A 3,042-nucleotide genomic window follows, 5' to 3' on the forward strand; every position below is an offset into this window, starting at 1 on the left:
CCCACATCAGGGCAAATTTTACGTCCAGCAACATCAACACCAGCCAGACGGAAAACCCGGTTATCAGGCTAATCAGCGTTTTCAACGCCAGATAATGGGTGACGCCCTTTAGCGCTTTATGGAGCCCGGCAATGCGAATTTTGGGATTGATTAACGCAAAGCGCAGCTTATAGGGCAGGTGATGTACCTCAAACAGCATAAACACTACCGTCATAATCAGCAGCACCAGGTTGGTCAGCGCGCCGGAAAACTGGCTGAGGATCAGCGTCGCCATGCCCATAATGGCGTTGGGATCGAGTCGCGCGGCCAGGCTATTAGTAGAAAGATTGATATGAAAAGGCGCCACAACGTGCTGAAGCTGTGCCAGCTTTTGCGTCATCTGCTGCTGAAGCTGCGGATAAACGGTAGAGAATTCATCTGCCGAGCCGGCAATCATCGCCACCAGCAGCCCCAGAGCAACCAGCACTGCGGCAATCACCAGGCTGATAGCCATCCCTCGTCGGACGCCACGCCGCATCAGTACGGTTACCAGCGGGTTTAAAATAATGGCCAGAAACAGGGACAGTAAAAAGGGAACCAGGATAGCCGAAGCCGCCTTAATGCCGGCCAACACCACAACCAGTGTCGCCATTTTTAGCAGCATATTCTGCCCCATCTTCTCCTGCTGTGGTACGTTCATTCCTTCTCCTTGAGGCTTTTGTGATTAAGTGTAGGACTGTTTTCCGCGGGGCATCTGCTTTCAGAAAACGTCTCAGAAGCGCGACCTGCCGTATTCTAACAGGCAGGATACGCCAGCAACGGCTGGTCTGGCTGGTGCAGTGGTAAAAATATTGTACGGCATAATTTATACGCCAGCCGCCTGCCGACAAGGAAATGAGGTTATAGTTATTATTCATGCCACCCGGACAGGATATGCCTTGTTATGCCTGAACAACCCGCGCCGGAAGCTCCGGGCGCTTTACGTCTGAACCTGCGCATTATTTCCGTTGTAATCTTCAATTTTGCTGCCTACCTGACTATTGGGCTGCCGCTGGCGGTGTTGCCCGGTTATGTTCACGATGTAATGGGTTACAGCGCGTTCTGGGCCGGACTGGTGGTCAGCCTGCAATATTTCGCCACGCTGATCAGTCGTCCACATGCGGGCCGCTTTGCCGATGTGCTGGGGCCTAAAAAGGTAGTGGTGTTGGGGCTTTGCGGCTGTCTTATCAGCGGGCTGTGTTATGCGCTTGCCGCGTTGAGCGCGACAATACCCATGGCAAGTCTGGTTTTGCTCTGCCTCGGCAGGATTATCCTTGGGATAGGGCAAAGCTTCGCCGGGACCGGTTCAACCCTTTGGGGAGTGGGCGTGGTGGGATCGCACCATATAGGACGCGTTATTTCCTGGAATGGCATTTTCACCTATGGCGCGATGGCGGTTGGCGCGCCGCTGGGGGTGGGGATCTATCGCTGGGGCGGTTTATTACTGGTGGCTGGCGTCGTGACGGTAATTGCGCTGCTGGCGATACTGATGGCACTGCCGCGACCCACCGTCAAAAGCAGCAAGGGCAGGCCGCTGCCTTTTCGCGCCGTGCTGGGCAAGGTCTGGCGCTTTGGCATCATTCTGGCAATGGGTTCCGCTGGTTTTGGTGTGATCGCGACTTTTATCACGCTCTTCTATCAGGACAAAGGGTGGGATGGCGCCGCCTGGGCGCTGACGCTGTTTAGCTGCGCTTTCGTCGGGACACGGTTGCTATTTCCCAACGCCATTAACCGGCAGGGGGGATTGCGGGTGGCCGCGATCTGTTTTGCAGTAGAGGCGGCTGGCCTGTTTCTGGTTTGGGGAGCGGCAGATCCGTGGATGGCAAAGCTGGGCGCGTTATTGACCGGTGCCGGTTTCTCGCTGGTCTTTCCGGCGATTGGCGTGGTAGCGGTGAAGGCCGTGCCCACACAGAATCAGGGCAGCGCATTGGCGACCTATACGGCCTTTATGGATCTCGCATTGGGCATTACCGGGCCGCTGGCCGGACTGGTGATGAGCTATGCTGGCGTACCGGTTATTTATCTGCTGAGTGCGTTACTGGTCTGTCTGGCAATGCTGTTAACAGTGAAAGCCCTTTACATGTCCTCTGAGAAAGTCTGAGCGGCGTTGACACCGTTTGCTGATAACGAGAAAGCCAGCCCGCTTTTTACCGGTCGGCAAGTTTGGTGTAGAGAGAGGTTAATGACGACAGTCATGCGAAAAAGGCAATAGCAAATCCGGCTATGCCAGGAGGCTATCAATGACGCCAGCCATGCAGAAAAAAAGCGGTTAACCGCCTAAAAACATTAAAAAAAGGGCGGCCGTCAGGCCGCCAGAAACAACACAGATAAAAGAGAGGAAATAAGGGGGAGAGCATGGCAACCGTGTTGGGCCGCGCTCTGGGAAACGTTATGCCTGCAACAGGTCGATGCTTTGACGTATTTCGCGCTCAATATCTGCCGCGCTCCAGCTTTCCATAATGGAAGAAAAAGGCTCCAGCGCGTACACGCCGCGATACCCCATGCGTTCCAGCCGCTGTACCTGAGACACGCTTTTCAGCAGGTCGCCCTTACTTAGCATAATGCGCTCTTCATCGGTCAGCTCCGCCGTTGGGCGGGTGTCCTCGACGCCCGAAAGGTGGACCAGACCAATATTGTCGATATCGATCCCGTGTTCAAATTCCTCTTCCGCCTTTTCATACAGATGATGGTGGAAGGTGTCCAGTAACAGGCGGAAAGGCACGTTAGCGTCACGGATTAACGCCTGGGCATGCACGGCGGAGCGCAACGAGCTGACTGGAAAGCCAAGCGGTTCTACCAGGCCTTCAACGCCATATTGTTCAAACAATGGCGCCAGCTTTTTCAGCGCGTTAATCGTCTCTTCTGCAGAAATCGGCGTGCCGTCATTCAATGGACAAAGTACCAGCGCTTTTGCCCCTACGCCGTTAGCGTCCTTCAGCAACGCTTCCGTTTTTGCCAGCAGGGCATCATCCACCTGGTTGAAAGGATAAACAGCGTTGATGGTCACGATGTCCAGACCGTACC

3 protein-coding genes are annotated in these 3,042 nt (G+C 54.7%); 1 reads left to right on the plus strand and 2 read right to left on the minus strand.

The window, feature by feature from the left end:
• Positions 1–679: AI-2E family transporter (locus tag RTK32_RS20595; protein WP_312047207.1), on the minus strand; the 679-nt coding region annotated here is incomplete at its 3' end.
• Positions 680–922: 243 nt separating this feature from the next.
• On the opposite strand from RTK32_RS20595, the gene RTK32_RS20600 reads away from it, so the two are divergent.
• Positions 923–2,119 carry an MFS transporter gene (locus tag RTK32_RS20600; protein WP_312047208.1) on the plus strand — a complete coding sequence of 399 codons (1,197 nt, stop codon included), beginning with the start codon at positions 923–925 and terminating at the stop codon, positions 2,117–2,119.
• Between the two features lie 288 nt (positions 2,120–2,407).
• Here the strand turns inward: RTK32_RS20600 and RTK32_RS20605 are convergent.
• A partial coding sequence (locus RTK32_RS20605; protein WP_312047209.1) for a TIM barrel protein occupies positions 2,408–3,042 on the minus strand: 635 nt, incomplete at its 5' end.

Origin of the sequence: Erwinia sp. (assembly GCF_031978025.1) — a bacterium.
GTDB lineage: Bacteria > Pseudomonadota > Gammaproteobacteria > Enterobacterales > Enterobacteriaceae > Erwinia.